Below are 24,794 nucleotides of genomic sequence, written 5' to 3' on the forward strand. Positions count from 1 at the left end.
GAGAGCGTGTCAGTTCAAGGGTTTGCCCCAAGGCTCCTTAAGGGCCGGTTAACCCTGTTTGTTCACCATAACCGCCATGAATCTCGCCGAAATCCCGCTGTTCTCCATGCTGCGCGGCCGGCTGGGCCACCTGAGCGAGCGCCAGAGGGTGGTCTCTCAGAACGTGGCCAATTCCGACACGCCCGGCTACACCCCCTCGGACGTGAAACCCTACAGCTTCGCGGCCCAGGTGAAGGGCGTGGTCCTGACCCCGGTCCAGACCGTCACCCAGCCTGGCCACATGACCATGCCCGGGGTCCGCAAGGGCCTTGGCGGCCAGTTCAAGGCCGTGAAGGCCCGCGACTCCGAGACCACCCTGGACGGCAATTCGGTGGTCCTGGAAGAAGAGATGATGAAGATGGCCGAGGCGCGCATGAGCTATGACGCGGCCATCGGCTTCTACCAGAAATCGCTCGGCCTGCTGCGCATGGCCAGCCGCGCCCCCGGCCGCGGCTAGGGGAGGCCTAGATGCCCAACATCAGGCCGGTCTCCGGCGCGCCCCAGGCGATCGCCACCACCGCCCTTCGCGCCCAGCAGGCGCGGATGCGGATCATCGCCGAGAACATGGCCAACGCGAACTCCGTGGCGCGTCAGGCCGGCGGCGATCCCTACCGCCGCCAGGTGCCGGTGTTCGAGCCGATGAAGACCGACGCCGGCCAGGGCGTGCGGATGAGCAAGGTCGCCCCCGACCCGAAGGACTTCCGCAGCGTCTACGATCCCGGCCATCCGTCGGCGGACGGCAAGGGCTATGTGAAGCTGCCCAACGTCGACCCGCTGATCGAGGCGCTCGATATGAAGGAGGCCCAGCGGGCCTACGAAGCCAACCTCAACGTGATCGAGACGGCGCGCGCCATGGAGATGCGCACCCTCGACATGCTCAAGAAATAGGGCGCTGACCGATGATGACCGCGCTTGCCGCCGCCAAGGCCTACGCCGCCACCCAGAACAGCGGGATCAAGGCGCCCACCGGCGCCCAGGAGGACGGAGGCCTCGACTTCGGCGCCATGGTCAAGTCGGCCGTTCAGGACGCCATGACGGCGACCAAGACCGCCGAGACCCAGATCGCCGCCAACGTGGCCGGCAAGGCCGAGCTGATCGACGTGGTCACCGCTATCTCCGCCGCCGAGGCCAGCCTGGAGACAGTGATGGCTGTCCGCGACCAGGTGATCAACGCCTACCAGGAAATTATGCGGATGCCGATCTGACGGCCCGCGTCGACCTAGGGCGTCACTAGGCACGACAGAGCAACACCTTGTTGGCGGGCAGCTGTGATGGTAGGCGTTGATCGTCTTAAAATCGTCACACGGAAGAACAAGTGCCGAGACGCGTCGATGAGATGGTAAGAGTCTCTGCGTCCAATCTATCGGCGACGTACCACTCCAGCAATCTAACTCAAAAGATCGTATGGATGGTCTTTGGGTTGAATATTTTCTTCATCTCAATTCACGTCTCGACGGTATTCCTGGCGCACGAAATTCCTGGGATATCCTGGATCGGAAACGACGTACTTCGGCTTGATCGAGATCGAAGCGTCGCGGAATTCTTCAACTACCTGCAGACATTCGTCACTGTGATGTTGCTGGGTCGCGCCTTTGTCTTGAGCCGCCAGGGTGTCTATCTGGCTTGGTCCCTCATATTCGCCTTCATCGTTCTCGATGACGCCATGCTGGTTCATGAACGCGTTGGCGGCTTTCTGGCGGCCAAGCTGGCCTTTCCCACGCTGTCCGGCCTCCGGCCACTGGATATCGGCGAACTCATGGTCTGGGCCGCCGCCGCCGCCCTGCTCCTTCCGCTCTTGGTCTGGGGATTCAGATCCAGCACACGCCAGGCGGCGGGATACGGCGCCTTGTTGACGCTCATATTCGCGGTGCTGGTGTTTTTCGGCCTGGCCGTGGACATGATCCATATCATCGTTGCGCCGTGGTCGCGCCTTGCCGACGCCGCGCTGGCGATCGCCGAGGACGGTGGTGAGATGCTCGCCCTCGCCCTGGCATGCTCGTGCGCCCTGCTCTTGCATCGCCGGCTGAGCACCCGGACAGAGACGATCGCACCCGACACGATCCACCACGATCGGGACCCCGCGCCACAGCCGGACTAGGCGCCTTGGAAGGGCTCTAAGCGCGGTCTACGGGGGAGCATCTTGGTTTTCGCCATGCTACGCCTTGGCCATGCCGTCACCCGCGATCGAGCTTGTCGACATCGAAAAGCGCTACGGCGCCCACGCGGCGCTGGACGGCGTCAGCCTGTCGGTCGGCCCTGGAGAGTTCGTGGCCCTGGTCGGCGCCTCGGGCTCGGGCAAGACCACCCTGCTCAAGACCATCAACGGTCTGGCCTGGCCCGACGCCGGGACGGTACGTGTCACCGGGGACCTCACCGCGGGCCGCGCGCCGCACGAACTGCGCCGCCGGATCGGCTATGTGTTCCAGGAGATCGGCCTCTTCCCCCACCTGACGGTGGGCGAGAACATCGCTATTACGCCGAAGCTGCTCGGCTGGGACAGGGCCAGGATGGCCGCCCGGGTCGACGAGCTGCTCGATCTCGTCGCCTTGCCGCGCGAGGTGGCGGCCCGGCTGCCCGCCGCTCTTTCCGGCGGCCAGAGGCAGAGGGTGGGCGTGGCGCGCGCGCTGGCCGCCCAACCCGCCATATTGCTGATGGACGAACCCTTCGGGGCGCTGGATCCGGTGACCCGCGAGGAGCTCGGCGCCGACTATCGCGCCCTGCACGAGAAGCTGTCCCTGACCACCGTGATGGTCACCCACGACATGACCGAGGCCGTGCTGCTGACCGACCGGGTCGTGGTGCTTAAGGCCGGGCGCATCGTCGCCGACGGGACCCCGGGACACCTGCTGGCCACCAGTCGGGACCCCGACGTCCTGGCGCTGCTGGAGGCGCCGCGCCGCCAGGCCGAGCGTCTGCGCGCCCGGCTGGAGACCGCCTCGTGAGTCCTCGCGTGGCGGACGCCTTCGCTCTCCTGTCGGAGTATCTCGGCTGGCACGTGCTGCTCAGCGCCAGCGCCCTGGCGCTCGGCCTGCTGATCAGCTTGCCGCTGGCGGTGGCCGCCAGCCGCAGCCCGCGGCTGCGCTGGCCGGTCCTGGCGCTCGCGGGCCTGATCCAGACCATCCCCAGCCTGGCCCTGCTGGCCCTGTTCTATCCGCTGCTGCTCGCGCTCTCGGCGCTCAGCCTGGCGACCTTCGGCCAGGGCTTCTCGGCGCTCGGTTTCCTGCCCTCGCTGCTGGCGCTCACCCTCTATTCGATGCTGCCGATCCTGCGCACCGCCACGGCGGGGATCCTCGGGGTCGATCCGGCGGTGCGCGAGGCCGCCGACGGCGTGGGCATGACCGCCCGCCAGCGCCTGCTGCAGGTCGAGCTGCCGCTGGCCATGCCGGTGATCATGGCCGGGGTTCGCACCGCCGCGGTCTGGACCATCGGGGCCGCGACCCTCTCCACCCCGGTCGGCCAGACCAGCCTCGGGAACTACATCTTCGCGGGGCTGCAGACCGAGAACTGGGTCTTCGTCCTGTTCGGCTGCGCGGCTTCGGCGGCCCTGGCCATGATCGTCGACCAGCTGCTGGGCCTGATCGAGACCGGCGCCGCGCGGCGCAAGCGCGGCCTGGTCGTGGCGGGCGTCGCGCTGTTGGCGGTCGGGCTGGTCGCCGGGCTCCTCCCGCTGGCCAGCTTCGGCAAGCCCGCCAGCTATGTGGTCGGCGCCAAGAACTTCTCCGAGCAGTACATCCTGGCCGAACTGATGGCCGAGCGGCTGGAAGGCGCCGGCGCCCAGGTGACCCGCAAGGAAGACCTCGGCTCCGCCGTGGCCTACCGCGCCCTCGCCGCCGGCGAGCTCGACGTCTATGTCGACTATTCCGGCACCCTGTGGACCAACGTCCTGAAGCGCGAGGACAATCCCGGCCGCGCGGCGGTGCTGGCCGAACTGACCACCGAGCTGAAGCGCCGCGACGGCGTGATCGTCCTGGGTTCGCTGGGCTTCGAGAACGCCTACGCCTTCGCCATGCGCGCCGATCGCGCCCGCGCCCTGGGCGTGACCAGCCTGGCCGACCTGGCCCGCGAGGCGCCGCGCCTGACCCTGGGCTCGGACCTGGAGTTCCTGTCGCGGCCGGAATGGAAGGGCGTCGACGCCGCCTATGGCTTCAACTTCAAGGCCGAGCGGTCCTTCCAGCCGACCTTCATGTACCGGGCCCTGTCCGGCGGTGAGGCCGACGTGATCTCGGCCTTCTCCTCCGACGGCCGCATCGCCGCCGACCGGCTGGTGGTGCTGACAGACCCCAAGGGCGCCCTGCCGCCCTATGACGCGGTGATCCTGATCTCGCCGAAGCGGGCAGGGGATACCCGGCTGATCGAAGCCCTGCGGCCCCTGGTCGGCGCGATCACCGTCGAGGCCATGCGCGCAGCCAACTACAGCGTCGACCGCGACGAAGGGAAGGCGACCCCGGCCGAGGCGGCGCGGGCGCTGGAGCGAAATCTGTCCGCACGCCCCTGACGCCGGGCGCTCGGCGGCCGGAACCTACCAGCACCCTTCTTCGCCATAGCGGCTCTGGATTGTTTGAATGCGGCCGTTCGCGTCGGTCCGCCACCGCACGCGCGCCTTCTGGACGCAAACAATATTGCTGAAGTCGAAGACTGCTGATCGTTCTCCGTCGGCGGTTTCACGCCAGTCGGGGACGAAACCCTGACGCTCCAGGGTGGTGATTAGGGCCGCTTCCGAAGAACCTGCTGGAAACGCGCGAGCGATCCGCTTGGCGAATTGGCGATCAGCGTCAGAATACTCGCTGCTGAGGTCAGTCAGCAGCTCGGGCGTCGCCTTCTGTTCCACTAAGGACATCAAGCCCGCCGCGCCGCCGCCGCCCAGGCAGGCGGCTAGAACCAGCATTCCGGCGAACTCAGGGATCGTAAGCTGCATCGTCCGTCCTCATGGCCGTCGGCGATCAAGGCATTGGGCGAGAAGCGTGCACGCAAGCTGCTTCGATTTGATTGCCGGCCAGCATCGTAAAGCGCCGCCGCCACTCCAGGTCGAGCCCGGCCATGGGCCCCGGATTCTCCCTTCGTTAACCATAGCTGGGCAAAATCCGCCTAGCTCTCAGCATATCATCCACGCGCTACCCAAGAGGCCCCCGATGAACGGCGCCGAAGTTCTGGACGTCGGCCGCGACGCCATCTGGCTCACCATCCAGCTGTCCGCCCCCGTGCTCATCGTCGGCCTGGTCGTCGGCGTCGGCATCGGCCTGATGCAGGCGCTCACCCAGATCCAGGAAGCCACCCTGGTCTATGCGCCGAAGATCGTGGCGATCTTCATCTCGCTGCTGGTCTTCCTGCCGCTGATGGGGGCCCTGATGAGCGGCTTCATGCGCCAGATCGCCGCGCGCATCGCGGCGATGTAGCCGGGCGCCGATGGAATCCTACGCGGTCGCCTCTCAGGTCTATGCCGGAGGCCTGATCTTCGCCCGTATCGGGGCGATGATCATGCTGCTGCCCGGGTTCGGCGACACCACCGTGCCGCCGCGCATCCGGCTGGCCTTCGCCTTCCTGATGGCGCTGATGCTGATGCCGGTGATCGCCAAGGGCCTCCCAGTGCCGGGCACGGTGTCGGGGGTCGGCACGGCGGTGATCAAGGAGGTGCTGATCGGGCTGATGATCGGCGCCATCCTGCGGCTCTTCATGTCGTCCCTGGCGGCGGCCGGCGAGATCGTCTCGATCCAGACCACGCTCGCCTTCGCCCAGACCGCCGCGCCGGGCCAGGCCGCGCCGTCGACGACGCTCGGCACCTTCCTGGGCCTGATCGGCATCGTGCTGATCATGACCACCGACCTGCACCACATGTTCCTGGCCGGGATCGTGCGGTCCTACGCCCTGTTCCCGTTCTCCCGCGACGTGCCGGTGGCCGACGCCGCCCAGCTGGCCATCGAGACGGTGTCCGGGTCCTTCCGCCTGGGCCTGCAGCTCGCCGCCCCGGTGGTGGTGTTCTCGCTGATCTTCAACATCGCCGCGGGCCTGGTCGGCCGGGTGATGCCGCAGTTCCAGGTGTTCTTCGTGGCCACGCCGCTGATGGTGCTGTTCGGCCTCTCGATCTTCGCGCTCAGCCTGGGCACCATCGGCATGGTCTGGGTCAGCCGCTATCGCGAGCTGATCAGCCTGTTCGTGGCGGGCTGACATGGCCGAAGAGAACGACGCAGCCTCGAAAACAGAAGAGCCGACACCCGGAAAACTTCAGAAGGCCCGCGACAAGGGCGACGTCGTCAAGACGCCGGACCTCGCCATGCTGGCCTCGTTCGCGGGGGCCGCCGGCGTGCTGGCCATCGCCGGCGGCTGGATGTCGAACAACCTGGCCAACGCCTTGGTGCCCTTCCTCGCCCATCCGCACGACATGAACCTTGAAGGCGGCGGCGGTGTGGACATCGCCCGCCACAGCATCATGGCCGCGGCCCCGATCCTGCTGGCCGTGCTGGTGGTGGCGGCCCTGCTGGGGGCGGGCGGGAACCTGATCCAGACCGGCTTCATGTACAGCCCCGAAAAGCTCAAGCCCGACTGGAAGAAGGTCTCGCCGATGGGCGGGCTGAAGCGGATGCTGGGTCCGGACGGCCTGATGCAGTTCTTCAAGTCGCTGGTGAAGATCATCGTCGTCGCCTGGGTCGGCTATGTGGTGGTCAAGCCCTATGTCGCCCCGATGCAGGGCCTGTCGGCCATGGACCCCGCGGCGATCCTGCCTTTCGTCATAGAGATCCTCCGCAAGCTGGTCTTCGCCGTGGCCGGGCTGATGCTGGTCATCGCGGGCTTCGACTGGTTCTGGCAGCGCCAGCGCTTCATGAAGAAGATGATGATGACCAAGGAGGAGCTGAAGGAGGAGTTCAAGAACACCGAGGGCGACCCTCATATCAAGGCCAAGCGCCGGCAGATCCAGATCCAGCGCTCGCGTCGCCGGATGATGGCCGCGGTGCCGGGCGCCACCATGGTGATCATGAACCCGACCCACTACGCCGTGGCGCTCAAGTACGAACCCGGCGAGACCGCCGCCCCGCAATGCGTCGCCAAGGGCATGGACGCCGTGGCGCTCAAGATCCGCGCGCTCGCCGAGGAGGCCGGCGTGCCGGTCATCGAGGACGCGCCCCTGGCGCGCGCGCTCTACGCCGCCGTCGAGCTCGACGACTTCATTCCCGCCACCCACTACGAAGCCGTGGCCAAGCTGATCGGCTTCATCATGCAGACGGGACGGCGCGCCGCCGGCGCGGCCTAACCCCGAAAAAACACTACGGATTCGTGAGAGTATCGCTGTGAGTGATTCGTCGGAGGTCATGGCCTCCTCAGTCAACCGGGGCCGCCCCATGGCCAAGTCAACGACCCGCGAAGGTGCGCGGCGCCGCTTCGACCCCTTGATGGGGTTCGCGGCCGTCTGCTTCCTCGCGGCCGTGGGCTTCGCCGCGGTGCCGGCCTTCAACGCCGGCGCCTCGACGCGGGCCGGCGTGATGCTGCTGGTCGGTCTCTTCGGCGTGGCGTGCCTGGGCCTCTTCGCCCTGCGCAACGCCGTCGAGGCGAACCCGGAGAGCGAGCCCGGCGTCGACACCCTGATCGACGCCTTGCCCGAGCCCGCCGCCATCGCCGCGGCCGACGGCCGCATCCACGCGGCCAACGCGCCGTGGCGCGCGGCCCTCGGCGCGGCCCAGCGCCTGCCCAAGGGCGGCCCCTCCGCGGCCAGCCTGTTCTCGGCGCTCACCGCCGCGCGGCGGGGCGAGACCGGCCGCGCGGCCATCCGCACCAACGGCTCGGAGCATGCCGCCACCGTCTCGCCCCTGGGCGAGCGCCGCTTCCTGGTGCGCCTGGACGACCGGCCGACCGAGACCCTGGCCCTGCCGGCCGGCGCGATGGAGGTGCTGACCGCCTTCAACACCGCCAGGCCCCCGCCGCCCAAGGTGCTGGACGCCTTCGCCGCGGCCTCGCCGTTCGGCGCGGCCCTGCTGGAGGGCGAGGACCCCTTCGCCGCCACCATCGTCGAGGCCAATCACAGCCTGGCGGCCGTGGCCGGCGGCGGACGGGCCGGCGAGGTGTTCGGCGAACTGATCGAGCCGGCCTCGCGGGTCGACGCGGCCCAGAAGCTGAAGGATGGCCATGTGGGGGCCCTGGAGGTCCGGCTGGCACGCGATCCGGCCAAGATCGCCCACCTCTATCTCTCCAAGAGCGACGGCCGCTGGGTGGCCTATCTGGTCGACGTCTCCGAGCAGAAGCAGATCGAGCTGCAGCTCTCCCAGAGCCAGAAGATGCAGGCCATCGGCCAGTTGGCCGGCGGCGTGGCCCACGACTTCAACAACCTGCTGACCGCCATCTTCATGCAGCTCGACGTGCTGGCCGCCCGCCACCCGGTTGGCGACCCGTCCTATGAGGGCCTGAACGAGATCAAGTCGACCTCGGCGCGCGCCGCCGACCTGGTGCGCAAGCTGCTGGCCTTCTCGCGCAAGCAGACCGTCCAGCGCGAGACCCTGGACCTGGGGGAGCTGATCAGCGAGTCCGAGGTGCTGCTGCGCCGGGTGCTCTATGAGGACGTGAAGCTCGAGACCGAATACGGCCGCAACCTGCCGCACGTCCGCGCCGACCGCAGCCAGATCGAGACCGCGGTCATGAACCTGGCCGTCAACGCCCGCGACGCCGTGCGCGCCCACGGCGGCGGCGTGGTCACCATCCGCCTGGCCCGGGTGACGCAGGAGGAGGCCGCGGGCCTCGGCTATCCCGAGGCCAAGGGCGACCAGGCCTTGATCGAAGTCTCCGACGACGGTCCCGGCATCCCGCCCGACGTGATGGACAAGATCTTCGACCCCTTCTTCACCACCAAGCCGGTGGGCGAGGGGACGGGCCTGGGCCTCGCCACGGTCTACGGCATCGTCAAGCAGTCCGACGGCTGGATCAGCGTCGATTCCAAGGCGGGGGAGGGCGCGGCTTTCCGCATCTTCCTACCGGTCCACGTGCCCTCGGCCGCGGCTCCGGCCCTGGCGCCGGTGGTCAAGGCGCCGCCCAAGGCCCGCGACCTCTCCGGCGCCGGGCGCATCCTGTTCGTCGAGGACGAGGACGCCGTGCGCGGGGTGGCCGCCAAGTTGCTGCGCGCCCGCGGCTATGAGGTGATCGAGGCGGCCTCCGGCGAGGAGGCCTTGGAACTGGCCGAGCAGCACGCGGGTTCCATCGACCTGATGATCTCCGACGTCGTCATGCCGGGGATGCAGGGCCCCGACCTCCTGAAGCAGGCCCGGGTCTTCCTGTGCGGCGCGCCGGTGATGTTCATCTCGGGCTACGCCGAGGCGGAGTTCTCGAACCTGCTCGAGGGCGAGGAGAACATCTCATTCCTGCCCAAACCCATCGATATCAAGATGCTCGCCGAACGGGTGAAACAGGAACTGCAGAAGGCGGCCTGAGGGTCTGCCTGCAATGGAACTCATGCAGGGATTTGAACGCGAGGTCAGCCGCCGGCTGGCCGACACGATCACCGCCGACGAGGACGTGATCCACAAGTTCATCGACGCCGCCGGCGACCTGGCGGTGAATCTGGTCGTGGCCGCCATCATCCTGGTGGTCACCTTCTGGGCCGCCGGCTGGGCCTCGCGCCTGGTGCGCCGCCTGATCGGCAGGGTCCACCGCGACGGGCCGCCCGACGTCACCCTGCAGACCTTCGGCGGCTCGGCGGCCCGCTATGTGGTCGTCATCGTCGGCCTGATCGCGGTGCTGCAGCAGGTCGGGGTCCAGACCACCTCGATCCTGGCGGTGGTGGGGGCGGCATCGCTCGCCATCGGCCTGGCGCTGCAGGGCACGCTCAGCAATGTGGCGGCCGGGGTCATGCTGCTGCTGTTTAGGCCCTACCGGGTCGGTGACGTGGTCGAGATCGCCGGGCGCACCGGCACGGTCAAGGCGCTGGACCTGTTCGTCACCGAACTGGCCACGCCCGACAACATCAAGGTGGTCATGCCCAACGCCAAGGTGTTCGGCGACGTCATCGTCAACACCAGCCACCACCCCAGGCGCCGCGTGGACGCGATCTTCCGCGTCGACACCAAGCGCGACGTGCCGGCCCTGCTGGCCGGCCTCAAGGCCCGCGCCGAGGCCAATCCCCTGGTGCTGCCCGACCCCGCCCCGATGGTCGAGATGCTGGGCATGTCCGAGACCTTCATCGAGGCCGTGGTCCGCGCCTGGGTCGAGCGCGAGGACTATGCGGTGGTCAAGGCCGACCTGATGCTGGCCGCCCGCCTGCTGGCCGACGGCGCCGACACCCCGCTGCCGCCTACCCCGAAGGCCAAGCTCAAGCCCGCCGCCCCGGCCCGCAAGCCGCGGCGCAACCTGGTCCGCCGCCTGCGGGGCTAGGCGCGAGCGTCCTTCTCTCGGAAATCGGGCGTCCGGCCGACCCGGCTTGACGGGCTTCATGCTTGGGTTTATTTAATCAATTGCTTAATTAAGGACACCATTAAATGAGAGCCGCGACCGACCCGTTGAGTGCGACGCTCTCGGCGCTGGCCGATCCCACCCGCCGGGCGATCCTGGCGCGGCTGGCGGAAGGCGAGGCGACGGTGGGCGAACTCGCCGAGCCGTTCGACATCAGCCTGCCGGCGGTGTCGCAGCACCTGAAGGTCCTGGAGACCGCGGGCCTGATCTCGCGCGGCCGCGAGGCCCAGTGGCGCCCCGCCCGGCTGGAGGCGGGCCCCTTGAAGGACGTCGCCAGCTGGCTCGAACACTACCGCCGCTTCTGGGAAGGCAGCTTCAACAAGATGGACGCCTATCTGGCCAAGCTCACCAAGGAGAAGCCCGATGGCCGCAAGCACTGAGACCGGCCGCCCGGCGCACGGCGCCCCGCTGGCCGACGACGAGATCTACATTGTCCGCGCCTTCGCCGCGCCCGTCGCCCTGGTTTTCCGCCTCTGGGAGGACCCAGCCCACCGCGCCCCCTGGTGGGGGCCGGGCGCGTCCATCTGCACCCATTTCGCCCATGAGTTCCGCGAGGGCGGCGCTTGGCGCGCCTGCATCAAGTCGGCCGAGTACGGCGAGCAGCGGCAGGGCGGCGTCTATCGCGAGATCGAACGCGACAAGCGGATCGTCTTCACCATGGCCTGGGACCTGGGGCCCGCCAGCGAGGCGGAGTCCCTGGTGATCGTCACCCTGGCCGAGCGCAGAGGCGCGACGATCCAGACCTTCCACCAGACCCCCTTCGCCACCGTCGAGCGGCGCGACGACCACGTGGTCACCTTGAGCCTGCTATTCGACCGCGAGCAGGCCTACGTCCAATCCATCTCCCAGGGAGAATCCCCATGATCGCCGTCGCCTCAATGAAGCTCCGAATCCTCGCGGCCTGCGCCGTCCTCGCCACTCTTTCCGCTGGCGCGGCTCTCGCCGACGACGCGATTACCGCCAAGCTGGCGGCGCCGGTCGCGGAAAAGACCAAGCTCATCGCCGGCGGCGCCATGTTCACCTGCGAAGGCGACACCTGTGTCGCCTTGACGCCGACCTCGCGGACCTTCGCCGCCGCCACCTGCAAGGCTATCGCCGACAAGGTGGGGCCGGTCGCCGCCTTCAGCGGTCGCAAGGCCCTGGATGACGCCAAACTCGCCGACTGCAACGAAAAGGCGCTTGCCAAGGCCGGCGCCAGCGCCCTTGCCAACAAGTAAGGCCGGTCCTTTTTTCGGGGTCAGGCGCGCGCAAACGCGCCGGCCCGCAGCCCGAATGGGAGATTTCGATGGATACGGTAAGCGTGCGTTACATCGTGACCGACGTGGACGCGGCGATCGGCTTCTATCGCGACCAGCTGGGTTTCCAAGTCGACTTCAGTGCGGCGCCGGGCTTCGCGATGCTCAGCCGTGGGCCGCTGCGGCTGCTGCTGAACCGCCCCGGCGCCGGCGGCGCGGGCCAGAGCATGCCGAATGGGGACGCGCCCGCGCCGGGGGGCTGGAACCGCATCCAGCTGGGAGTCGGCGACCTCAACGCCGAGGTCGAAAGACTCAAGGCCGCGGGCGGCCATTTCCGAAACGAGATCGTGCAGGGCAACGGCGGCAAGCAGATCCTCATCGAGGATCCCTCGGGCAATCCGATCGAGCTGTTCGAGCCCCCGGCTAGATAGGCGTCAGGCCTTATCCTCGGCCCGGCGGCCGACAATCTTCATGGTTTCCACCTGGGCCTCGGTGACGCGGCGGAGCCGCGTCAGCAGTCCGGTGGGGTCGCGACCCTCGGCGATCTGGCGGTCGAGTTCGGCCAGTCGTTCGGCGGGCGGGAGTTCTGTGCGGCGATCCATGGCCACGCATTTTAGTTGGCCTTTATGAGCCCCAGGTAAATCGCCGCCTCGTCCGCACCCCGTGTCGGCAAGTCGTCATGAAAGCTTGGCCGTCCCTTCAAGGAGCGCTGTTACCCCACGCCCCGGTCGGCGACCGCGAGGGGCGGAGCCGGACGTGAGGGCGCAATCATGAAATTCCATCTTCTCACCGGCGTGGCGCTTGGCGTGATGACGCTGGCCTGGGCGGGCGCGGCGGGGGCCCAGACGGCGGCGACCGGTGCGGCGGCCCTGGCCGACGCCGCGTCGGTCGATGAGCTCGTGGTGTTCGGCCGCGGCGAGACCCGCCAGGTCCAGACCGTGGGCGGCGAGGAGCTGCAGCTGGAGGTGGCCGGCGCCAGCCCGCTGAAGCTGGTCGAGAAACTGCCCAATGTGAACCTGCAATCCGCCGACCCGTTCGGCGCCTATGAGTGGTCCGCGCGGATCACCATCCGCAGCTTCAACCAGAACCAGCTGGGCTTCACCCTGGACGACGTGCCGCTGGGCGACATGACCTACGGGAACCACAACGGCCTGCACATCTCGCGCGCCATCGCCGGGGAGAATGTCGGTCAGGTGGAGCTGGCCCAGGGGGCCGGCGCCCTGGAGACCGCCTCGGCCAACAATCTGGGCGGCACGCTGAAGTTCAGCTCCCGCGATCCGCTGACCGAGTTCGGCGGCCTGGCGGCGGTCACCGCCGGTTCCGACAGCACCTATCGCGGCGTCCTGCGGCTGGAGAGCGGCGAGCTCCCCAGCGGCGCGCGCGGCTATCTCAGCTATTCCTACAACACCGCCGACAAATGGAAGGGCGTCGGCGAGCAGCGCCAGCAGCAGATCAATTTCAAGGTCGTCCAACCCATCGGCGAGGGCTCGCTGACCGGCTGGGCCAACTGGTCCAAGCGCCGCGAGAACGACTACCAGGACCTGTCACTGGGGATGATCCAGCGGCTGGGCTCGGACTGGGACAACATTTCCGGCAACTGGGCCCAGGCCGTGCAGGTCGCCGAGATCGGCAATAACCGCGGCGACACCGGGGTTCCACCCCGCTTCCCGTCGTTCGGCACGACCTATCCCGCGCCGATCACCTCGGTCGACGACGCCTATTTCAACGCCTCGGGGCTGCGCGACGACCTGATCGGGGCGATCACCCTGGCCCTGCCCGCAAGCGAGGCCTTCGATATCAAGGCCACGGTCTACGGCCACGACAACCAGGGCCAGGGCCTTTGGTACACGCCCTATGTGCCGTCGCCGAACTACGGGGTGGCCGGCGCGACCAGCAACGACGCGCCGATCTCCATCCGCACGACGGAGTATGACCTGCAGCGCTACGGCGTGGTGGCTGGCGGGACGCTCACCCTTGGCGGCCACAAGATCAACGCCGGGGTCTGGTATGAGGACAACAGCTTCAACCAGGCCCGCCGCTTCTACGGCCTGAACCGCGCCGCGCCGCAGCGCGACAGCCTGAAGATGCAATCGGGCGCCTTCTTCACACAGTGGGAATACGACTTCACCACCACCACCTGGCAGTTCCACGTCCAGGACACCTGGACGGTGAGCGACGTCCTGGCGGTCAATTTCGGCTTCAAGTCGCTGTCGGTGGAGAACGAGGCCAAGACCCTGGTCGGCGCCAACAAGACCGGCAAGATCGAGGCCAAGGAAGAGTTCCTGCCCCAGGCCGGGGTTCGCTTCGACCTGAGCGACGACAGCCAGCTTTTCGCCTCCTTCGCCCGCAGCATGCGCGCCTTCCCGAGCTCAGGCACGTCCGGGCCGTTCTCCGCCTCCCAGGCCGGCTTCGACGCCATCAAGGACAAGCTGAAGCCGGAGATCTCGGACACCTTCGAGGCCGGCTGGCGCTATAAGACTCCTGACTTCCAGGGCGTGCTCGCCGTCTACCACGTGAAGTTCAAGGACCGGCTGTTCGGCGTGCCGGTGGGCTCCGGGATCGTCGGCAACCCCTCGGCCCTGTCGAACGTCGGGGGCGTCACCGCCCAGGGCTTCGAGGCCGCCGGGTCCTGGGACTTCGCTCCCGACTGGTCGCTGTTCGCCTCCTACGCCTACAACGACTCGACCTATGACGACGACACGGTGGACGGCAACGGAGTGGTCGTGGCCCGGACCGCGGGCAAGACCACGGTCGACACGCCCGAGAACCTGCTCAAGGCCGAGATCTCCTACGACAACGGCGCTCTCTTCGGCCGCGCCTCGCTCTCATATCTGAGCAGCCGCTTCTTCACCTACGAGAACGATCAGAGCGTGCCGTCCCAGACCCTGGCCGAGCTCGCCGTCGGCTATCGGTTCTCGGGAACGCCCCTGCTGGAGGGGCTGGAGCTGCAGCTCAACGTCACCAATCTGTTCGACGAGGACTACATCTCGACGATCAATTCCAACGGATTCCCCCTGCGCGGCGACAGCCAGACCCTGCTGGCGGGCGCGCCCCGCCAGGTCTTCGTCAGCCTGCGCAAGACCTTCTAGTTTATCCCCCGCCTTGGGAGCCGGGCGGCGACGCCCGGCTCTCTTTTTTTCGGGAGTACAAACTCAAGTGTGCTGACTGGCGCGCGCGGTCCTTCTCCCCTTGCGGGAGAAGGTGGCCTTGCGGAGCAAGGTCGGATGAGGGGTTTCTCAGAACTCGACGGCTAGGTCGGCGAAGCAAGATCAAACCACGGACTCCACCGAAAGCACGGAGGAGTCCACCGGGCGGCCGCACGGCGCGTCCGTGACTTTCGTGTTTTCAGTGGCCCCGTTTTTGGACGTTGGCGGCTTACGGTAGTCCGAAAGGGCGGTGCGACCCCTCATCCGACCCCGCTCTCGCGGGGCCACCTTCTCCCGCAAGGGGAGAAGGACGTAGTTGGCCTCCTACCGTCGGTCCCTCCGAAACGCCGCGGCTTCCTTGGCCAGGGACGACTTCATCGGGTCGGGCTCGTCATCCTCGGGAACGAACGGAAGCTCGCCCGCCACCCCGCGCAGGGCCAGCCAGAGCTGCTGGCTGAAATGGCCCAGCATCCGAAGCGGCCGGCGGTTCTCGCCGGTCACGTCCCAGCCCTCGGCCTCGAAGGCCATGACCTGGTCGCGCTCGGGCTTGCGATCGATATGGTCCCAGCCGTCCGGACGGACCACGTCGTCGGCCTCCTCGGCGGTCAGGCCGAAGATGGCGCGGGAGGCCTCGTTGATCTCCGGGAACTCATAGGCGGCGTCGACGTCGGCGTAGCGCGGCTTCATGAGCGCCTTGCGCTCCAGCTCGGCGATACCCGGCAGGTCGCGCAGGCGGCGCAGGGTGGGGGACTTTTCCATGGGCGGACGCTAGCGGGGCCCTCGCCCTTTCGCCAGCGGTCGCGCGTTTGGCGGCTCAGAACCCGCGATTTTCGCCTCATTCGCCTCTTGAGCGACTGCGGCGCGTGCGCGCTGTGGATAAAATCGACGTCGCAAGGCTTGCGGCGGCGGCCCGCTTGCCCTCTAAGGCGCAACCGCGCGTTTTCTTTTCGTTGCGGCTTGCGAAACGGACTGAAATGGCCTTCCCCGAAATCCACCCCGCCCTGGCGCGCGCGCTCGCGAGCCAAGGCTATGCCGAACCCACCCCCGTCCAGGCCGCCGTCCTGGCGCCCGACGCCGCCGGACGGGACCTGCTGGTCTCGGCCCAGACCGGCTCGGGCAAGACCGTCGCCTTCGGCCTGGCGGCCGGGCCGACCCTGTTGGGCGAGGCCGAGAAATTCGGCCAGCCCGGCTCGCCCCTGGCCCTGGTCATCGCGCCGACCCGCGAGCTGGCCATCCAGGTGGCCAAGGAGCTGACCTGGCTCTACGCCCCGGCCGGCGCGCGGGTGGAGACCTGCGTCGGCGGCATGGACCCGCGCCGTGAGCAGCGGGCGCTCAATGTCGGCGCCCACATCGTGGTCGGCACCCCCGGGCGCCTGAAGGACCACCTGGAGCGCGGCAATCTCGACCTGTCGGCCCTGCAGGTCGTCGTCCTCGACGAGGCCGACGAGATGCTGGACATGGGCTTCCGGGAGGACCTGGAAGAGATCCTCGACTCCGCCCCGGTCGGCCGCCGCACCCTGCTGTTCTCGGCCACCCTGGCCCGCGAGATCGTGGCGCTCGCCAAGCGCTACCAGCGCGATGCGCTGCGCATCGACACCAGCCGCCGCGACGAGCCGCACGGCGACATCGAGTATCGCGCCGTCCGCGTGGCCCCCAACGAGATCGAGTTGGCGGTGGTCAATGTGCTGCGGTTCTTCGAGTCTCCCGGCGCCTTGGTGTTCTGCAACACCCGCGAGGGCGTACGGCACATGCATTCGGCCCTGCGCGAACGCGGCTTCGCCGTGGTCGGGCTGTCCGGCGAGCTGGACCAGAAGGCCCGCACCGACGCCCTGCAGGCCCTGCGCGACGGCCATGCCCGGGTCTGTGTCGCCACCGACGTGGCCGCTCGCGGCCTGGACCTGCCGGAACTCGGCCTGGTCATCCACGCCGACATCCCGGTGAACAAGGCCGGCCTGCTGCACCGTTCGGGCCGCACCGGCCGGGCTGGCCGCAAGGGGACCTCGGTCCTGCTGGTCTCCCACACCCGACGCCGCAAGGCCGAGCAGCTCCTGGCCTCGGCCGGGATCGAGGCCGTCTGGCAGGGGCCGCCCACCGCCGACGAGATCCGCGCCAAGGACCAGGTCCGCCTGCTGGAGGACCCGATCCTCACCGAGCCCATGGCCGAGGAAGACCTGGCGCTCGCCAAGCTGGTGCTGGAGAACCGCACGGCCGAGGAAGTGGCCGCGGCCCTGATCCGCATCCACCGCGCCCGGCTGCCCTCGCCGGAAGAGCTCTATGACGACGCGCGCATGCGCGACAGCCAGGTGCGTGAGCAGGGGCGCCCGAAGCGCACCTATGATCCGTCCGACCGCGGCGACCGTGGCGACCGTCCCGAGCGTGGCGAGCGCGACGGACCCTTCGGCAAGCCCGAGCGTCTGGACCCCAACGAGGTCACCTGGTTCCGGGTGACGGTGGGCCGCTCGAAGAACGCCGACCCCAAATGGCTGATCCCGCTGATCTGCCGCCTGGGCCATGTCACAAAGCCCGATATCGGGGCCATCAAGATCTTCGACCGCGAGACCAAGTTCGAGATCGCCAACGCCGTCGCGGCCAAGTTCTCCCAGGCCGTGAAGGCCACGGCGGACGAAGAGATCAAGATCGAGCCCTCCGGGCCTCCGGGCGGCCCGACCTCGCCGCCGCGCTCGAAGTTCAAGCCGGCCTACGGCAAGGGCGCTTCGAACGACGGCAAGCCGCCGCACCGCAAGGGGCCGCCGACCAAGGGCTTCGCTCCCAAGGCTCCGCTCGGCGCGCCCGGACCCAAGGCCGGAAAGCCGCCCTGGAAGAAGAAGTCCAACGACCAGCGCGCCAAGTAGCCGCAGGTCGCCTTGCCGGCGTCGCAAATTCGGGACTAGCCTTGGATACGGACGCTCGCCGGAGCGTTCCAGGTCGCACGCGTCGTGGGAAGCGAGAGCGAATGACTGATGGGGTCTCCCGGTCCCTGCGGGGACGCTTGAAACGGCTCGGCCGCGCGGCGCCGGCGGTGTTGCTGGCCGCCGCCGCTGTCGCCCTCTACGCCAGCGGCCTGGCCACCGACATCTCGCTGGGCAATCTGCGGGCCAACGAGATCGGCCTGCGCGCCGAGATCCTCGCCACGCCACTGCTCGCCCTGCTGGTCTTCACCGGGCTCTACGCCATCGCCACCGCCGCCTTCGTGCCTGTCGGCCTGGTGCTGATGCTGGCGGGCGGCTTCCTGTTCGGGCCCCTGACCGGCACGATGGCCACCATCGTCGGCTCGACCCTTGGCGCGGTGATGGCCTATCTGGCGGCCCGCTTCGCCGCCGGGGAGGCGATCCGCGACCGCCTGGCCGCCGGGCGGCTGGGCAAACTTATGGCTGGGTTCGAGCAGAGCCCCTTCGCCTACCTGCTGACCCTGCGCCTGCTGCCGCTGAGCCCATTCGGCCTGGTCAATGTCGCCGCCGGGGTCGCCCGCGCGCCGGTGCGCAAATATGTCGCCGCCACGGCGGTCGGGGCCGTGCCCTATTCGTTGATCTACAGCTATCTGGGCGCCGGCCTGGGCAAGGCGGTCCTGGCCGGGCGGGCCGCGGAGCTGACGGTCCTGGCGCGGCCCGAGGTCGCCCTGCCGCTGGCGGCCCTCGCCGTCATCTCGCTGATCACTGGCCGGATGGGCGCCCGCGCGCGGCGTGCGGCCTAGCTAGAAGCTGCGCATCTGCGCCGACTTGGCGTCCGGGCGCACGACCTTGAGGCATTCCGCATAGGTGGTGAGCAGCCACGCCCGATCGGGACCGCCGCTCTCGCGCAGGGCCGCCGAGGCGCCCTCGATGGCCATGACGTCGCGCATGAGCTGATAGGCCACCGCTTCCGGTGTCTGGGGCGTGTCGGCCATGGGATGGTTCCTCGTTCGGGGCCACCCTGCGCCCAATGGCGTGAAGGAATTGGTTGAGGCCTAGGCCCCAACCCCCAACGCCGCCAGCGCCAGATCGCGGGAGGCCTTGTAGTCGACCTTGCCGTTGGGCGCCCGGCCGATCGAATCGACGACCACCAGTTCGCGCGGCGCCTTGTAGGCGGCCAGCCTCGACTTCACATGGGCCGCCATCGCCTCCAGCGTCAGGGCGTCCGGATCGCCCTCGACCACCGCGCAGATGCGCTCGCCGAACCGGGCGTCGGGCACGCCCACCACCACCGCGTCCCGGACTCCGGGGTGGGTCTTCAGCGCCTCCTCGACCTCTTCGGGGAAGACCTTCTCGCCGCCGGTGTTGATGCACTGGCTGCCGCGGCCCAGCAGTTTCAGCGTGCCGTCGGCATTGACCTCGGCCCAGTCGCCCGGGACGCTCCAGCGCTGGCCCTCCATGGTCTTGAAGGTCTTGGCGCTCTTCTCCGGGTCCTTGTAGTAGCCGACCGGCAGGAAGCCGGTGACCGCCACCAGGCCGCGCTCGCCCGAGCCGGGCGCCACCCGCCGGCCGTCCTCGGCGAACACCGCGCAGTTGGGGCCTAGCATGAAGGCCGCCGTCGCCGCCTCCGCCCCGGGCGCGGAGGCTGAAGCCCCCAGGCCGACCGCCTCGGACGATCCGAAGCTGTCCATGATCATGGCGTTCCTGGCGAAGGACAGCAGGCCGCGCTTGTTCTCCTGGCTCCACATGGAGCCCGAGGAGCTCATGGTCTTGACGTAGTCGAGGTTCCAGCGGCCGGGATTGGCCTCCAAGGCCACCAGCATGGGGGTGGAGAAGGCCAGGCCGACAATGACGATCCCGTCGGCCTTCAGCCGCACCGCCTCGTCCCACAGCTCCATGGCGTTGAACTGGCGCGAGGGCAGGGTGGCGACCGTGCCGCCGACATTGAGCGTGATGAAGGCCGAGAACTGGCCGGTGCCGTGCATCAGCGGGCAACAGACCAGGGTCCGCCGCTGTTCGTCGGTCAGCCGCTCGGCGGCCTCCTGCGGGCTGGTCAGGGGCGGGACGCCCTGCAGGACATTGCCGCCGGCCCCGATGACGTTGAACAGATCGTCCTGGCGCCACATGACGCCCTTGGGCATGCCGGTGGTGCCGCCGGTATAGAGCAGCAGCAGATCGTCGGGCGAGCGGCCCCACGGCGCCTTGAACGGCCGCTCCCCCGGGACCTTGGCGACCACGCTCTCATAGTCGTCGGCCCAGGCCGGGACCGGATGGCCGGGCTCGGCCGCGGCGATCCAGCGCTTCACGGTTGGCAGGTGGCCGCGGATCGCCTCGATCATGCCGGCGAAGCTGGAATGAAACACCACCGCCTCGGCGTCGGCGTTGTCGAACAGATAGGTCAGCTCGTCGCCGCCATAGCGGTAGTTGGTGTTGATCGGCGCCAGGCCGGCTTTGAAGGCCGCGTAGTAGGTCTCCATGTATTCAGGACCGTTGTAGAGATAGGCCGCGACCTTGGCCTCGGGCGTCAGCCCGCTCGCCACCAGATGGGCGGCCAGGGCGTCGGCGCGGGCGTCGAACTGGCCCCAGCTCACCACCCGCTGGCCCTGGATCAGGGCCGGGCGCTCCGGCTGCGCGGCGGCGATCGCCTCCCAGACGTCGGCGAAGATCCAAGCGGTCACCGCAGTCCTCCCACATTTCTTGTTTTGTGGGAGCCAGTTGGCGGTCAGGCCCGCGCCTCGGTCAACCCTGACGCCAGGGCAGTTGACGCACGCGGAAGGTTAGGCCTGCGGTCACCACCTAGAATAGAGATGTCACATGCAAAACCATGAGGGGGTGTTGGGAAAAAATCCCGCGAGAGGACCGGATTCAAGTTTTCGAAATGACAATCTCCTAATTGGGGAAACCGATTGTTGCCGACGAAAACTGGGCTTTAACTTTCAACAACCACAGAGCTCCTTAGGCGATCTCGAAAGTGGTCGCTGCCAACAATGGCGTCGGATCTCCGTGACCTTGGAGGCTGGGCATGAATATCGACAAGGCACTTCTATGCGGCGCGGCCGTGATGGCCGCTGTGAGCCTGGGTTCGACCGCGGCCACTGCGGCGGCCATCATCAACGGAAGCTTCGAAGTGGGCGTGCCGATCCCGCCCGGCGGCTTCGTCTCGGTCGGCGCGCTGGACAGCACCTCGATCACCGGTTGGACCGTCGGTGGCGGCGGCGTCGACTATATCGGCACCTATTGGGAAGCCGCCGACGGTGAGCGCAGCGTCGACCTCTCGATGCTGAGCGAAGGCAGCGTGTCGCAGACCATCACCACGGTCGCCGGCGTGACCTACAAGGTGTCGTTCGCCCTGGCCGGCAACCCGGACGGCCCCGATGAAAGCAAGATCGCGGTGACCTCGATCAGCGGTTCCCTGCCGCAGATCGATTTTTTCACCGTGACCCCGGCCCACACCCACGCAAGCATGGGCTGGCTGTACTACGACTACACGTTCAAGGCCTTCGACGCGACATCCACCCTGGTCTTCGCGTCCGCCACGGACACGCCCTATGGGCCGGCCCTGGACAATGTCTCGATCTCGGTGGTCCCCGAGCCGGCGACCTGGGCGATGATGATCGTGGGTTTCGGCGGAATCGGGCTGATGGTGCGCGACGCCCGCCGCAGGCGTCTCGTCGCGGCCTGAACGAACGGCGCTGGCGGCGGCCTCTTCCCTAGGCCGTCGCCGCCCGGCCCCGGATATCGCGGAACGAGACCAGCCGCTGGTTCGACTCGTCCCAGAGCGCCAGGCGGGCGTTCTTGAAGCTCTCGACAAGGCCGATGCGGCTCATGTCCTTCAGCTCGGGATGGTCCTTCAGCACCTGGGGCAGGCGGTAGAAGGGGATGCGGCTGGACAGGTGATGGACGTGGTGGATGCCGATATTGGCCGTCAGCCAGCGCAGGGGCTGGGGCAGGTCGTAGTGCGACGAGCCCAACAGGGCCGCCTCGTCGCGCTTCCAGTCCTTGTTCCTCGACCAGGCCACGCCCTCGTACTGGTGCTGCACGAAGAACAGCCAGACCCCGATGGTGGCGGCGATCACCATGGTGGTGAAGTTGACCAGCATCACGGGCGCCAGGCCCAGCAGCCAGATCATCACGCCCACGCCCGCCGCGACGATGGCGGTGTTGCCAAGGGTCGACAGCCAGGGCTTCCAACCGGCCTTCATCAGGCCGAAGGGCAGGCGCTGCTGCAGGAAGAACACGAAGCTCGGCCCCAGGCCGAACATCACCGCCGGATTGCGATAGAGCCGGTAGGCCAGCCGCCGGCGTGGGCTCAGCGCCAGATATTCGTCCACGGTCAGCATCTCGATCACGCCGAGGCTGCGACGGTCCAGATTGCCGGAGGTGGCGTGGTGGATGGCGTGGGTGTGGCGCCAGTATTCGTAAGGCGTGAGCGTCAGCAGGCCGATGGCCCGGCCCACCCAGTCATTGGCCGCCTTGGCCGCGAAGAACGAGCCGTGGCCGCAATCGTGCTGGATCATGAACAGTCGCACCAGGAAGGCCGCCGCCGGCACGGTGAGCAGCAGGGCCAGCCACCACAGGCCGAAATGCATGGCCACCCAGCCCAGGGTCCACAGGCCACCGAGCGCCGTGGCGGTCAAGACGAGCTCGAACAGGCTGCGGCGCCAGTCGGGGCGCCTATAGGGGGCGAGTGTGCGATTCCAGTCGGCGGGTTTGGTCTCGGTCACGTCGGAGTAACTTCCAGGAAATGAGGTCGCGGCGAAAGCTACGCGCAGAATGGGGTGGTTCTGCGACAGGCCCATTACGGCGCTCAGCCTGCATTACGCCGAATTAACCCGCCACGCCACGCCGTCGTCTTGCCGGCCTTGCACACCGCCCCATAGGGTCCCGTCACATTGTAGCTCCGGGGCCTGATCCATGACCATGTTCGACCGTCGCGCCTTCCTGGCGACCACCGCCGCCGGCGCCCTCGTCGCGGCTGCGCCCGCCCTGGCCCAGGGATCGGAAGACGCCCGGCTGAAGACCCTGCTCGACGCCATGTTCGAGGAGATGATCGACGACAGCCCCGAGCGCGCCACGGGCCTGGGCCTCGACAAGGGCCCCCGCGCGGCGCTCAAGAGCCAGCTCGACGACTATTCCGAGGCCGGCCGGGTCAAGCGCCTGGGCAAGACCCGCGACCGCGTGGTCAAGCTGAAGGCCATCGACCGCGCCGCGCTGTCGCCAGCCTCCAAGGTCGACCTCGACACGGTGCTCTACGGCCAGGAGAACGCGCTCGCGGCCGGCGAGCGCTTCAAGTTCGGCTCGGTCGGCGGCCGCTTCAGCCCCTATGTGGTCAGCCAGCAGACCGGGGTCTATCAGGACATCCCCGACTTCCTGGACAACCAGCACCGGGTGGTGACCGCCGCGGACGCTGACGCCTACATGGCCCGCCTCAAGGCCTTCGCCGTGGCCCTCGACCAGGACCTCGACCGGATGAAGACCGACGTGGCCGCAGGCGTCGTGCCGCCGGACTTCATCTGCGACCTGGCGCTGGGCCAGATGCGGGCCCTGCGCGACCAGGCGCCCGAGGCGACCATCATGGTCACCTCCATCGCCGGCAAGGCCAAGGCCGCCAACCTGCCGGGCGACTATGCCGGGCCGGCGACCAAGATCGTGGCGGGAGAGATCTTCCCGGCCCTGGACCGCCAGATCGCCGCCATGACCGCCGCGCGCGCCATCGCCACCCCCGACGCCGGGGTCTGGAAGCTGAAGGACGGGGCGGCCTATTACGCGGGCGGCCTGAAGGCCTCCACCACCACCGACCTCTCGGCCGAGGAGATCCACAGGCTGGGCCTCGACCAGGTGGCCGACATCACCGCGCGCCTCGACGTGATCCTCAAGGGCCAGGGCATGACCCAGGGCACGGTGGCCGAACGGCTCACCGCGCTCAACGCCGATCCCAAGCAGCTCTACCCCAACACCGACGAGGGCCGCGCCGCCCTGATCGCCGACCTCAATGTCCAGGTGGCCGCCATCGCCGCGCGCCTGCCCCAGGCCTTCGCCACGCTTCCCAAGGCCGAGGTGACGGTCAAGCGGGTGCCGGCCTTCATCCAGGACGGCGCCTCCAACGGCTACTATCAGAGCGCCGCGCTCGATGGCTCGCGCCCGGCCGCCTTCTTCATCAACCTGAAGAACACCCACGAGTGGCCGAAGTACAACTTGCCGACCCTGGTCTATCACGAGGCCACGCCCGGCCATCACCTGCAGATCGCGCTCAGCCAGGAGAGCACGAAGATCCCGATCATCCGGCGTACCGGCGGCGGTTTCTCGGCCTTCACCGAGGGCTGGGCGCTCTATGCCGAGCAGCTCGCCAACGAGATGGGGGTCTATAAGGGCGACCCGTGGGGGGAGGCGGGCTACCTGCAGTCCTTCCTGTTCCGCGCCTCGCGGCTGGTGGTCGATACCGGCCTGCACCACAAGCGTTGGACCCGTGACCAGGCCACCGACTACATGGTCAGCGTCACCGGCTATCCGCGCTCGCGCGCCCTGCGCGAGATCGACCGCTACTGCTGCTCGCCCGGCCAGGCCACCAGCTACAAGGTCGGCCACACCGTCTGGGCGCGCCTGCGCGGGGAGGCCAAGGCCAAGCTGGGTCCGAAGTTCGACCTGAAGGCCTGGCACGACGCGGCCCTGCTCTCGGGCTCCATGCCGCTGACCGTGCTGGAGCGGAACCTGGGCGAGTGGGTGGCTCGGGTCTAACGGTCTTAGGCTAGGCGGTGGTAGAGGCGCTCGGCCCTGCCACCCACCTCGTACGCCCCTATATCGGCGAAGCCCAGCTTGGCGAGCACCCGCTGAGAGCCCAGGTTTTGAGGATGAACGCATGCTGCAAGGCGGGCGAGGCGCAGCGTCTCGAATGCGTGGGCGACGATCTTCGTGGCGGCTTCGGTGGCTAGAGCGTTTCCCGATCATGTTGACGCATATCCTGCGGCCTTGAAGTAGTTGGCGCAGATCTCTGGTGTGAACTGGTCGAGGATCTGGCCGATGCGGTTCCAGAGGGCGTCGACGGATCGTTCGGCGGCCTTTCTGAG

At 68.3% G+C, this 24,794-nt stretch carries 26 protein-coding genes and 2 pseudogenes; 20 read left to right on the plus strand and 8 right to left on the minus strand.

Going from position 1 to position 24,794, the window contains the following annotated elements; genetic code table 11:
* The first annotated feature begins 76 nt into the window (after positions 1-76).
* The 6 genes from Q8Q88_RS18070 to Q8Q88_RS18095 all read left to right on the plus strand — a co-directional run bounded on the left by Q8Q88_RS18070 (position 77) and on the right by Q8Q88_RS18095 (position 4,534).
* A complete protein-coding gene (locus tag Q8Q88_RS18070) occupies positions 77-496 on the plus strand; it encodes a flagellar basal body protein (protein WP_305676574.1) in 420 nt (139 codons plus the stop codon).
* Between the two features lie 11 nt (positions 497-507).
* Positions 508-927 carry a flagellar basal body rod protein FlgC gene (flgC, locus tag Q8Q88_RS18075; RefSeq protein WP_305676575.1) on the plus strand — a complete coding sequence of 140 codons (420 nt, stop codon included), beginning with the start codon at positions 508-510 and terminating at the stop codon, positions 925-927.
* An 11-nt stretch (positions 928-938) separates the two neighbouring features.
* Positions 939-1,244 carry a flagellar hook-basal body complex protein FliE gene (locus Q8Q88_RS18080; RefSeq protein ID WP_305676576.1) on the plus strand — a complete coding sequence of 102 codons (306 nt, stop codon included), beginning with the start codon at positions 939-941 and terminating at the stop codon, positions 1,242-1,244.
* A gap of 203 nt (positions 1,245-1,447) precedes the next feature.
* Positions 1,448-2,137 carry a hypothetical protein gene (locus Q8Q88_RS18085; RefSeq protein WP_305676577.1) on the plus strand — a complete coding sequence of 230 codons (690 nt, stop codon included), beginning with the start codon at positions 1,448-1,450 and terminating at the stop codon, positions 2,135-2,137.
* 70 nt (positions 2,138-2,207) lie between these two features.
* On the plus strand, positions 2,208-2,981 hold the full coding sequence (locus Q8Q88_RS18090; protein ID WP_305676578.1) for an ABC transporter ATP-binding protein: 774 nt from the start codon (positions 2,208-2,210) through the stop codon (positions 2,979-2,981).
* The gene (locus Q8Q88_RS18095; protein ID WP_305676579.1) at positions 2,978-4,534 is read left to right on the plus strand and encodes a glycine betaine ABC transporter substrate-binding protein; all 1,557 of its coding nucleotides are present in this window, start codon (positions 2,978-2,980) and stop codon (positions 4,532-4,534) included. Before Q8Q88_RS18090 ends, Q8Q88_RS18095 begins: the two co-directional genes overlap by 4 nt.
* A 24-nt stretch (positions 4,535-4,558) precedes the next feature.
* Here the strand turns inward: Q8Q88_RS18095 and Q8Q88_RS18100 are convergent, their stop codons facing one another.
* Positions 4,559-4,954, minus strand: a complete 396-nt coding sequence (locus Q8Q88_RS18100; protein ID WP_305676580.1) for a hypothetical protein — start codon at positions 4,952-4,954, stop codon at positions 4,559-4,561.
* Between the two features lie 214 nt (positions 4,955-5,168).
* Here Q8Q88_RS18100 and fliQ point away from each other — a divergent pair, with 214 nt between their 5' ends.
* The 9 genes from fliQ (at position 5,169) to Q8Q88_RS18145 (ending at position 12,127) form a co-directional block, all read left to right on the plus strand.
* Positions 5,169-5,432: a flagellar biosynthesis protein FliQ gene (gene fliQ / locus Q8Q88_RS18105; RefSeq protein ID WP_254836300.1), complete on the plus strand. Its 264-nt coding sequence runs from the start codon at positions 5,169-5,171 to the stop codon at positions 5,430-5,432.
* Positions 5,433-5,442: 10 nt separating this feature from the next.
* Positions 5,443-6,201, plus strand: a complete 759-nt coding sequence (fliR, locus tag Q8Q88_RS18110) for a flagellar biosynthetic protein FliR (RefSeq protein ID WP_305676581.1) — start codon at positions 5,443-5,445, stop codon at positions 6,199-6,201.
* A gap of 1 nt (position 6,202) precedes the next feature.
* On the plus strand, positions 6,203-7,282 hold the full coding sequence (gene flhB, locus Q8Q88_RS18115; RefSeq protein ID WP_305676582.1) for a flagellar biosynthesis protein FlhB: 1,080 nt from the start codon (positions 6,203-6,205) through the stop codon (positions 7,280-7,282).
* Between the two features lie 88 nt (positions 7,283-7,370).
* Complete coding sequence (cckA, locus tag Q8Q88_RS18120; RefSeq protein ID WP_305676583.1) at positions 7,371-9,443, plus strand: cell cycle histidine kinase CckA; 2,073 nt, start codon at positions 7,371-7,373, stop codon at positions 9,441-9,443.
* Positions 9,444-9,465: 22 nt separating this feature from the next.
* Entirely contained in the window at positions 9,466-10,383 is a 918-nt protein-coding gene (locus Q8Q88_RS18125; protein ID WP_305676584.1) for a mechanosensitive ion channel family protein, read from the plus strand.
* Between the two features lie 104 nt (positions 10,384-10,487).
* Positions 10,488-10,841 (plus strand): helix-turn-helix transcriptional regulator, encoded by a 354-nt coding sequence (locus Q8Q88_RS18130; protein ID WP_305676585.1) that lies wholly within the window; start codon positions 10,488-10,490, stop codon positions 10,839-10,841.
* Positions 10,825-11,325, plus strand: coding sequence for an SRPBCC domain-containing protein (locus Q8Q88_RS18135; protein ID WP_305676586.1), 501 nt, complete (start codon positions 10,825-10,827; stop codon positions 11,323-11,325). The genes Q8Q88_RS18130 and Q8Q88_RS18135 overlap by 17 nt, the downstream gene beginning before the upstream one ends.
* Positions 11,322-11,678 (plus strand): hypothetical protein, encoded by a 357-nt coding sequence (locus Q8Q88_RS18140; protein WP_305676587.1) that lies wholly within the window; start codon positions 11,322-11,324, stop codon positions 11,676-11,678. The genes Q8Q88_RS18135 and Q8Q88_RS18140 overlap by 4 nt, the downstream gene beginning before the upstream one ends.
* Positions 11,679-11,746: 68 nt before the next feature.
* Positions 11,747-12,127, plus strand: a complete 381-nt coding sequence (locus Q8Q88_RS18145; RefSeq protein ID WP_305676588.1) for a VOC family protein — start codon at positions 11,747-11,749, stop codon at positions 12,125-12,127.
* 3 nt (positions 12,128-12,130) lie between these two features.
* Here Q8Q88_RS18145 and Q8Q88_RS18150 read toward each other — a convergent pair whose 3' ends face one another.
* A complete protein-coding gene (locus tag Q8Q88_RS18150) occupies positions 12,131-12,298 on the minus strand; it encodes a hypothetical protein (protein WP_305676589.1) in 168 nt (55 codons plus the stop codon).
* 168 nt (positions 12,299-12,466) lie between these two features.
* Here Q8Q88_RS18150 and Q8Q88_RS18155 point away from each other — a divergent pair, with 168 nt between their 5' ends.
* Positions 12,467-14,785, plus strand: coding sequence for a TonB-dependent receptor (locus tag Q8Q88_RS18155; protein ID WP_305676590.1), 2,319 nt, complete (start codon positions 12,467-12,469; stop codon positions 14,783-14,785).
* A gap of 381 nt (positions 14,786-15,166) precedes the next feature.
* On the opposite strand, the gene Q8Q88_RS18160 is transcribed toward Q8Q88_RS18155, so the two are convergent.
* Positions 15,167-15,601: a hypothetical protein gene (locus Q8Q88_RS18160; protein WP_305676591.1), complete on the minus strand. Its 435-nt coding sequence runs from the start codon at positions 15,599-15,601 to the stop codon at positions 15,167-15,169.
* A gap of 215 nt (positions 15,602-15,816) precedes the next feature.
* Between Q8Q88_RS18160 and Q8Q88_RS18165 the strand changes: the two genes are divergently transcribed.
* Entirely contained in the window at positions 15,817-17,694 is a 1,878-nt protein-coding gene (locus tag Q8Q88_RS18165) for a DEAD/DEAH box helicase (protein WP_305676592.1), read from the plus strand.
* 101 nt (positions 17,695-17,795) lie between these two features.
* A complete protein-coding gene (locus tag Q8Q88_RS18170; protein ID WP_305676593.1) occupies positions 17,796-18,533 on the plus strand; it encodes a TVP38/TMEM64 family protein in 738 nt (245 codons plus the stop codon).
* Here the strand turns inward: Q8Q88_RS18170 and Q8Q88_RS18175 are convergent, their stop codons facing one another.
* Both Q8Q88_RS18175 and Q8Q88_RS18180 read right to left on the minus strand, forming a co-directional pair.
* Positions 18,534-18,725: a hypothetical protein gene (locus tag Q8Q88_RS18175; protein WP_305676594.1), complete on the minus strand. Its 192-nt coding sequence runs from the start codon at positions 18,723-18,725 to the stop codon at positions 18,534-18,536. It abuts the gene before it with no gap.
* A 60-nt stretch (positions 18,726-18,785) separates the two neighbouring features.
* On the minus strand, positions 18,786-20,408 hold the full coding sequence (locus Q8Q88_RS18180; RefSeq protein ID WP_305676595.1) for an acyl-CoA synthetase: 1,623 nt from the start codon (positions 20,406-20,408) through the stop codon (positions 18,786-18,788).
* 344 nt (positions 20,409-20,752) lie between these two features.
* Here Q8Q88_RS18180 and Q8Q88_RS18185 point away from each other — a divergent pair, with 344 nt between their 5' ends.
* Positions 20,753-21,412 carry a choice-of-anchor C family PEP-CTERM protein gene (locus Q8Q88_RS18185; RefSeq protein ID WP_305676596.1) on the plus strand — a complete coding sequence of 220 codons (660 nt, stop codon included), beginning with the start codon at positions 20,753-20,755 and terminating at the stop codon, positions 21,410-21,412.
* Positions 21,413-21,440: 28 nt separating this feature from the next.
* Here Q8Q88_RS18185 and Q8Q88_RS18190 read toward each other — a convergent pair whose 3' ends face one another.
* Complete coding sequence (locus Q8Q88_RS18190) at positions 21,441-22,454, minus strand: fatty acid desaturase (protein ID WP_305676597.1); 1,014 nt, start codon at positions 22,452-22,454, stop codon at positions 21,441-21,443.
* A gap of 190 nt (positions 22,455-22,644) precedes the next feature.
* Here Q8Q88_RS18190 and Q8Q88_RS18195 point away from each other — a divergent pair, with 190 nt between their 5' ends.
* Positions 22,645-24,465, plus strand: a complete 1,821-nt coding sequence (locus Q8Q88_RS18195; protein WP_371129876.1) for a DUF885 family protein — start codon at positions 22,645-22,647, stop codon at positions 24,463-24,465.
* Positions 24,466-24,470: 5 nt separating this feature from the next.
* Here Q8Q88_RS18195 and Q8Q88_RS24795 read toward each other — a convergent pair.
* Positions 24,471-24,656, minus strand: a pseudogene (locus Q8Q88_RS24795) (GNAT family N-acetyltransferase); the annotation flags it as partial.
* Between the two features lie 15 nt (positions 24,657-24,671).
* Positions 24,672-24,794, minus strand: a pseudogene (locus Q8Q88_RS18200) (IS630 family transposase); the annotation flags it as partial.

This window comes from Phenylobacterium sp. (assembly GCF_030697925.1).
Lineage (GTDB): Bacteria > Pseudomonadota > Alphaproteobacteria > Caulobacterales > Caulobacteraceae > Phenylobacterium.

Excerpts from the sequence above, each read along its gene's own strand:
- Q8Q88_RS18070 (WP_305676574.1), top strand. The coding sequence starts at position 77 with ATGAATCTCGCCGAAATCCCGCTGTTCTCCATGCTGCGCGGCCGGCTG.
- flgC (WP_305676575.1), top strand. The coding sequence starts at position 508 with ATGCCCAACATCAGGCCGGTCTCCGGCGCGCCCCAGGCGATCGCCACC.
- Q8Q88_RS18080 (WP_305676576.1), top strand. The coding sequence starts at position 939 with ATGATGACCGCGCTTGCCGCCGCCAAGGCCTACGCCGCCACCCAGAAC.
- Q8Q88_RS18085 (WP_305676577.1), top strand. The coding sequence starts at position 1,448 with ATGGTCTTTGGGTTGAATATTTTCTTCATCTCAATTCACGTCTCGACG.
- Q8Q88_RS18090 (WP_305676578.1), top strand. The coding sequence starts at position 2,208 with ATGCCGTCACCCGCGATCGAGCTTGTCGACATCGAAAAGCGCTACGGC.
- Q8Q88_RS18100 (WP_305676580.1), bottom strand. The coding sequence starts at position 4,954 with ATGCAGCTTACGATCCCTGAGTTCGCCGGAATGCTGGTTCTAGCCGCC.
- fliQ (WP_254836300.1), top strand. The coding sequence starts at position 5,169 with ATGAACGGCGCCGAAGTTCTGGACGTCGGCCGCGACGCCATCTGGCTC.
- fliR (WP_305676581.1), top strand. The coding sequence starts at position 5,443 with ATGGAATCCTACGCGGTCGCCTCTCAGGTCTATGCCGGAGGCCTGATC.
- flhB (WP_305676582.1), top strand. The coding sequence starts at position 6,203 with ATGGCCGAAGAGAACGACGCAGCCTCGAAAACAGAAGAGCCGACACCC.
- cckA (WP_305676583.1), top strand. The coding sequence starts at position 7,371 with ATGGCCAAGTCAACGACCCGCGAAGGTGCGCGGCGCCGCTTCGACCCC.
- Q8Q88_RS18125 (WP_305676584.1), top strand. The coding sequence starts at position 9,466 with ATGCAGGGATTTGAACGCGAGGTCAGCCGCCGGCTGGCCGACACGATC.
- Q8Q88_RS18130 (WP_305676585.1), top strand. The coding sequence starts at position 10,488 with ATGAGAGCCGCGACCGACCCGTTGAGTGCGACGCTCTCGGCGCTGGCC.
- Q8Q88_RS18135 (WP_305676586.1), top strand. The coding sequence starts at position 10,825 with ATGGCCGCAAGCACTGAGACCGGCCGCCCGGCGCACGGCGCCCCGCTG.
- Q8Q88_RS18140 (WP_305676587.1), top strand. The coding sequence starts at position 11,322 with ATGATCGCCGTCGCCTCAATGAAGCTCCGAATCCTCGCGGCCTGCGCC.
- Q8Q88_RS18145 (WP_305676588.1), top strand. The coding sequence starts at position 11,747 with ATGGATACGGTAAGCGTGCGTTACATCGTGACCGACGTGGACGCGGCG.
- Q8Q88_RS18150 (WP_305676589.1), bottom strand. The coding sequence starts at position 12,298 with ATGGATCGCCGCACAGAACTCCCGCCCGCCGAACGACTGGCCGAACTC.
- Q8Q88_RS18155 (WP_305676590.1), top strand. The coding sequence starts at position 12,467 with ATGAAATTCCATCTTCTCACCGGCGTGGCGCTTGGCGTGATGACGCTG.
- Q8Q88_RS18160 (WP_305676591.1), bottom strand. The coding sequence starts at position 15,601 with ATGGAAAAGTCCCCCACCCTGCGCCGCCTGCGCGACCTGCCGGGTATC.
- Q8Q88_RS18165 (WP_305676592.1), top strand. The coding sequence starts at position 15,817 with ATGGCCTTCCCCGAAATCCACCCCGCCCTGGCGCGCGCGCTCGCGAGC.
- Q8Q88_RS18170 (WP_305676593.1), top strand. The coding sequence starts at position 17,796 with ATGACTGATGGGGTCTCCCGGTCCCTGCGGGGACGCTTGAAACGGCTC.
- Q8Q88_RS18175 (WP_305676594.1), bottom strand. The coding sequence starts at position 18,725 with ATGGCCGACACGCCCCAGACACCGGAAGCGGTGGCCTATCAGCTCATG.
- Q8Q88_RS18185 (WP_305676596.1), top strand. The coding sequence starts at position 20,753 with ATGAATATCGACAAGGCACTTCTATGCGGCGCGGCCGTGATGGCCGCT.
- Q8Q88_RS18195 (WP_371129876.1), top strand. The coding sequence starts at position 22,645 with ATGACCATGTTCGACCGTCGCGCCTTCCTGGCGACCACCGCCGCCGGC.